The 5,569-nt window shown below is 65.0% G+C and carries 2 protein-coding genes and 1 pseudogene; all 3 read right to left on the minus strand.

Going from position 1 to position 5,569, the window contains the following annotated elements; genetic code table 11:
- Positions 1–1,553 (minus strand): hypothetical protein (locus GZ997_RS10360; RefSeq protein ID WP_162679831.1); only part of this gene is annotated, 1,553 nt, incomplete at its 3' end.
- Positions 1,550–5,401, minus strand: a complete 3,852-nt coding sequence (locus tag GZ997_RS10365) for a glycosyltransferase (RefSeq protein WP_162679832.1) — start codon at positions 5,399–5,401, stop codon at positions 1,550–1,552. The genes GZ997_RS10365 and GZ997_RS10360, both read right to left, overlap by 4 nt.
- A gap of 17 nt (positions 5,402–5,418) precedes the next feature.
- Positions 5,419–5,569, minus strand: a pseudogene (locus GZ997_RS12835) (glycerol-3-phosphate cytidylyltransferase); the annotation flags it as partial.

Genomic DNA, 5,569 nt, shown 5'->3' on the forward strand with positions numbered 1-5,569 from the left:
CGCGTCAGCAGTGCGGCGATCTCCTCGGCGAGGTCTTCGCGCGACAGCTTGCGGTCGAATTCACGTAGCCTGAATCCCATTCCTCCCGACAGAGGGCCCATGAACTGGATCCCACTGCTGGTAAGCGCCTCACGCAGAGCGTCGAAATGATTCCGGTCGCGCACGGAGAGCGCGACTCCGATGGACTTGGCGCCCATCTCCAAGTCAAAGGCAATGCGCCCGAGCCGACCGGCGTCCCGCTCTAGCACGCCGACGTTTGAACGCCAGAACCAGGATCTTGTCCAGGAGTCCCCGGGGACTCCGCAGCGGGCGCGCACGGCCTCCTGCAGCCACTCGCGGAAGACCCTGTCAGCGTCTACGGGCGTAGCTCGTGACACTTCCTTCAGCGCGCGACGCACCTCGGCCCAGGGGATGGTGTCCGGGAAGACCTCCGCGAGTGCACCGACAACGCCGTAGTCAACCGAGAACTGCCCCCGGTCCTCCACGTTCTGCAGGCGCGTGGGCACCTTCCACCCCATATTGAGACCGCGGAAGTGCGCCAGGTAGAACCGGTCGTCGGGCGGCACGTCGGCGCCGCGGATGAAGTGGCACGTCGGTGAAGTCGCGGAGGACAGGGAGGAGAACCTCGCCGTCCACTTGGGGCGGCACGGATGACCGGTCTTGAGGATCTTGAAGAAGTCCCAGAAACGCGGCGCACGGGACGTGTCCGAGCGGGAGTTCTCGATCCACCTGCCGCCGTAGCCGACCACGCCGTCCTCGGACTCCGCAAGCGCATCGAAGACATCCATGTCGGTGGTCTTGATGACCAGTTCATCGATGTCGGAATTGACCACACCGACTGCGGACTGCAGGAAGCGGTACCTGGCGTCCTGGAAAGCGCCGATCTGCCCGTAGTCGGAGTCCCACGCGACATTCGGGCCGACCCAGGGGCTGCCTTGGGGACCGAATTTGTAGTTCCACTCCACGACTACGGCGGTCTCCAGCCCCTCAAGCGACCTAAGCGCTCCGAGGAGCTCTTCCGGAGTCCTGGTAGTCGAAGCGTTGTCGTAGAGCAGGACCGCGTCAACGCCGTGCTCGTGCTGGTAGTAGCGGATCCAGTCGAGTATCCAGGCGATGGGCTCGTCCTTCTGGTGAGCCATCAGCACTCTACGACCGGCGAACAGCTCGTTCATATCCGGCGTCGGCGTGAGCGCGAGCCTCGTGCCGTCGCTGAGCCGGAACTTCAGCTCGGCGTTCCCCATGCCGGGATCACGTAGCCGTACTGTGGAGACCTGGCTGCGATCGTGCTTGACCGTGCTGAACCGCACCGGGTCTTCAGACGCGCCGAAGCGAACGTCCCCGCCGGTTATGAGCCCCTCCAGATTCAGTAGCGGAGGTCCGACCAGCGTCACCGTGCGGCCGCTAAGAATAGCGTCGTAGAACACCGTCGAGTCATCGTATTTGTCCGCATAGGTGGGGTCGCGCTTCTCGACCGGACGCGGCGGTTCGCGCCTGAGCGAACCAGCTTCCGACAGTGAGGCGCCCACCGGGCGCACCAGCTTGTAGATAGTCATAGCCGTTCCTTCTGTGGAGCATCTTCGAGAATGTCTGCTTCTTGCCCAGCAGGACGATCAATTGCAAGTATCGCGCCCAGCGTCGCGGAGGTCGCATCGGCGCAGTACTTCTCGGCGTCGAATACTCCTGCGGCCACGGACATGTCAGCGCTCGCCACCTGAATGGCGTGTGCGATCTCCTCCGCAGAGGTTCCGCAGGTCAGGCCGTACCCAAGCCTGATCAGTTCCAGGCTGCCGGGCACATCGGAGGCGATCACCGGAACACCCAATGCCATCGCTTCGAGGATTGTCACCGGCTGGCCCTCATGCGTCGAGGGCAGGATGAAGCAGTCAGCGCATGCCAGAACCGGGTACGGGTTGGCCAGCTGCCCCGTGAACAGAACGTGCCGATCGAGGTCACGGCGCTTTGCGTGCACCTTGAGATCGGGTTCGAGCAGCCCGGACCCTACGAGTACCAGGCCGACGTCGACGCCGCGTGAGCGAGCGGTTGCGACGGCGTCGATCAGCGCAGTCTGGTTCTTCTCCCGCGACATTCGCCCGATCGACACGAAGGTCAGTGCATGCGCTCGTTTGAACGCGCCCACGTCCTCCGGCAGCGCCTCCTGGGACAGCCTGTGCAGCTTGTCCATCTCGATGAGGTTGCGCGCGGCTGCCTGCCGGGAACCGGTATCAATCCCGAGCAGCCGCAGGCTCCTTTGATTGTGTGCCGCCAGTCCCGGGCTAACCGCAATGATCGCGGCGGCAGTGTCGTAGAGCCGGAAGACGCGCATCAGGTCCGGGAGCTTCTCCCGGTACTCGTCGTCCATCTGGTTGTGCTGATAGCAGGAGACGCGCGCGCCGCGCCGTCCCCAGGCGGCTATGAGCGACAGCCAGGTGTACGCGTATCCGTCGTACTCGACGGCGGCGTCGGGGACGAAGTCGCCCAGCAGCCGTCGGCTCTCACGGTCCCAGTAGCTCCAGTACTCCCGCCAGAACGCGGGCGTCTCAGCGTCTGGGTGGCGTGAGAACTCGTTCGTGCACCAGCGCTCTGCCACAGTCCAGGGGGCCACCCCCTGCCTGCAGATGACGTGCACGTGCTCCGGCAGCCGCATGTACATCTCCCGGCGGTCGTCGCGGCTGCGCAGCACCTTCGGCTCCACCAGGAGGCTCACCGAGTACTCTGCGGGATCCAGCGAATTCATGAGGGAGAGCAGCGCTGAGGCGATGCCGTTGGGAATCAGCGAGGCATGGAAGAGGATGGTCTTCCGACCGACGGCGCCGTTGTCCACGCGGTAGTCACGAACCACGGAGGGCTCGGGCAGGCTGCGAACGCCGTCGAAGAAGAGCCTGACCATCCGCTCCGAGGCGTTACCGTCCTCAAGCGGGCAGTACCGCCGAAGATCCGCGTCCTCAGGCGCTCCTGCACCCAGTATCGCCTGGTCGATCGCCTCAGACAGGTCGCTGCGGTCGTGGCAGTGCAGCCCCGGAACCGCATCCGGGTCCAGGTACAGCCCCCGGTCCGCCCGGTACTCATCCAGATCGTGCATGTACAGCACAATCGGCTTCCGCTGGGGCATGAAGTCAAAGAAGATCGAGGAGTAGTCCGTCACCAGAATATCGATCGCCGCGAGCAGCTCGTTCGTATCGATGTCCTTGGGAACGATGGTGACCGGGAGCTCAACGCCTTCGAGCAGTTTCTCGGAGAGCCGGTGGGCACGGTAGACAACCACTACGTCATCACGGGCTGCCATGGCCTTGAGGTCATCCACCAGCGCATCGGCGTCCAGCTCGCGCTCGCTCACGCCGCCGCGCCACGTGGGGGCGTACAGCAGCAGCTTGCGCTCGTCGCCCGGCGCCAGACCGAGCCGTGAGCGAAGCGCCTGCCGCCCTCCCGCATCCATCAGGATGGAGGTGTCCAGACGTGGGGAGCCCGCAATGACTGACACTCCCCTATACACGTCCAGTAGATCGTGATCCTCAATCAGTGCCCACTCCGTAAGGGCGTTGGGCGCCATCACGACGGTGCTCTGCTGGAAGTTTCGCTGGAGGTTCTCGTAAGCCAGCAGCTCGCCCTTCATGGAGCGGCCGAGTGTCTTGAACGGGGTACCGTGCCAGGTGTTCAGGTACTCCTGCCCGGGCCTACGCACAAAGTAGGGTGCGAAGGACACGTTGTTCACAATGTGGCCGGCAGTGGCCAGATACTGCATGTACTCCTGCGAGTGCAGACGGACGAACACGACGTTGTCATGGTCAAGCACGTCGGCGGGGATTCCGCTCTCGTCGTTGATCGCCCACACATGGATGAGGTGCTCGTACTCCGGCCGGTCCACCATCCAGCGGAACATGGCCAGGGGGTGACACCCGATGGACGCGCCGTGGTTCGACTCCCACAGCACCAGGTTCGGGCTGACGGGGAGTGTCTCCAGTGCCTCCGCGTAGCGGATGTTGCGCAGTGCCGCAGGAGTCTTGCTGTAGGCGGCTGGGTCCAGCCCGTCCTTTGAGCCGAACTCCTCAACATGCTCGAGGATCTCGCATGCCAGTGCGGGGTCACCAGCCTCCTTCACAGCGACCGCCAGGCGTACCCGGGTAGTGCGATCCCCCTTGAGGACCAGCGGCAGTATGGCGCGAATACGCGCCACCTTGTCGACCTTGCTCAGGTACCGCCCGCGCATGTTGAGCAGGCGTGCTTCAACCAGGTCGATCGGACGGTGCCGGTTCAGCACGTGCGGGGACAGCACGTGGGCGTAGGCATCGTTCAGCTTGGGCTCCTTGGGAACGCCCGTGTACTCCAGATAGGACTTCACCGCGTCGTTGTAACGCCCCATGGCCGCCAGCACGACCCCGCGCCGGTAGTTCCACCAGTGCCCCGAGCGGCCACGCAGAGTGGATAACGCCTGCGAGTAAGCCAGCTCTGCCGCGACGTAGTCGCCCGCTCGCTCACGCGCCAGGCCGAACTTATAGTGCTTGTACCCACTTTCGGGGTCGCTCAGCACAGACAGGGCGTAGTGCTCGCTCGCCTCACGGTAGTCGTGCAGTTTGTCCTTACAGAACGCGATCTCATACTCGACCTGCGTCTCCGTCATGCCCTCGCCCGGGAATGCGCGGACGAGCTCAGCTGCCAGGCGCCAGTCGGAGCGCTGGTACGCGAACTGCGCCGGCCCCTTCTCCTTGGCCTTTCCGCCCGCCATGTCGCAGGCGCGGGCAAAGGTGTCGCCGGCCGCCTTATCACCGGACCGGTACTGGATCATGCCGAGGTCGAACAGCTCGGCCGCCTTGAGCTTCCCTACGTCTGAGATTCGCGCGATCAGCTCACGGGCCCGCTCCTGGTGGCCCATGGCCAGCTCGCCGGCGAGCGTCTTGCGCAGCCAGTCGCAGTCCTCCCCGTGGCTGGGCAGGCCGCTGCGCAGGACCTCGAGCCGCCGCCACAGCGGCGTGTCCTTGGGCAGTGCGGCAAGAAGCTGCTCGGAGACCCGGGGGTCGGGCCCGCCGGCAGCACGGGTTAGGAGGCTGTTCGCGTCCTCCCCAGCGCCCCGCTCGCGCATCAGCCGCGCTAGGCTGAGGAGCGCCTCGATGCTGGTCGGGTCATCCTCAACGATGCTCGCGTAGACGGCCTCTGCCTCCTCAGGCCGCTCGAGCCTCTCAGCGATGAGTCCCATCCGCAGCCGGGAGGCGGGGTCGTGCGCCGCGGCAGGAAGCTCGATGTAGATGCTTCGGGCAAGCTCCAGGTCGCCTTCCGCGTAGGCTTGCGCAGCCGCGTAGCGAGCGAAGCGGCTACCGGTGCGACCCCGGAAGCGGCCACTGGCACGTTCCCCGACACCGCGCGCCCACCGCACTTGCAGCGCCTGCCCCTGTTTCCTCTGCGTTGTCATGGAGCGACTCACCCCCGTCACAGCCTCTGCATGTCGTTCTTGATCTGGGTGGTCGAGATCTCCGGCGTGCGCGGCAGGTAGACGACCTCGCACAGGCCCGCGAGCTGCTCGTCAAACTTGCCCGCCCAGTCATCCCCCATGACGAACACGTCGATCTCATACTTCTTC

Origin of the sequence: Actinomyces sp. 565 (assembly GCF_010365615.1) — a bacterium.
GTDB lineage: Bacteria > Actinomycetota > Actinomycetes > Actinomycetales > Actinomycetaceae > Actinomyces.

Excerpts from the sequence above, each read along its gene's own strand:
- GZ997_RS10365 (WP_162679832.1), bottom strand. The coding sequence starts at position 5,401 with ATGACAACGCAGAGGAAACAGGGGCAGGCGCTGCAAGTGCGGTGGGCG.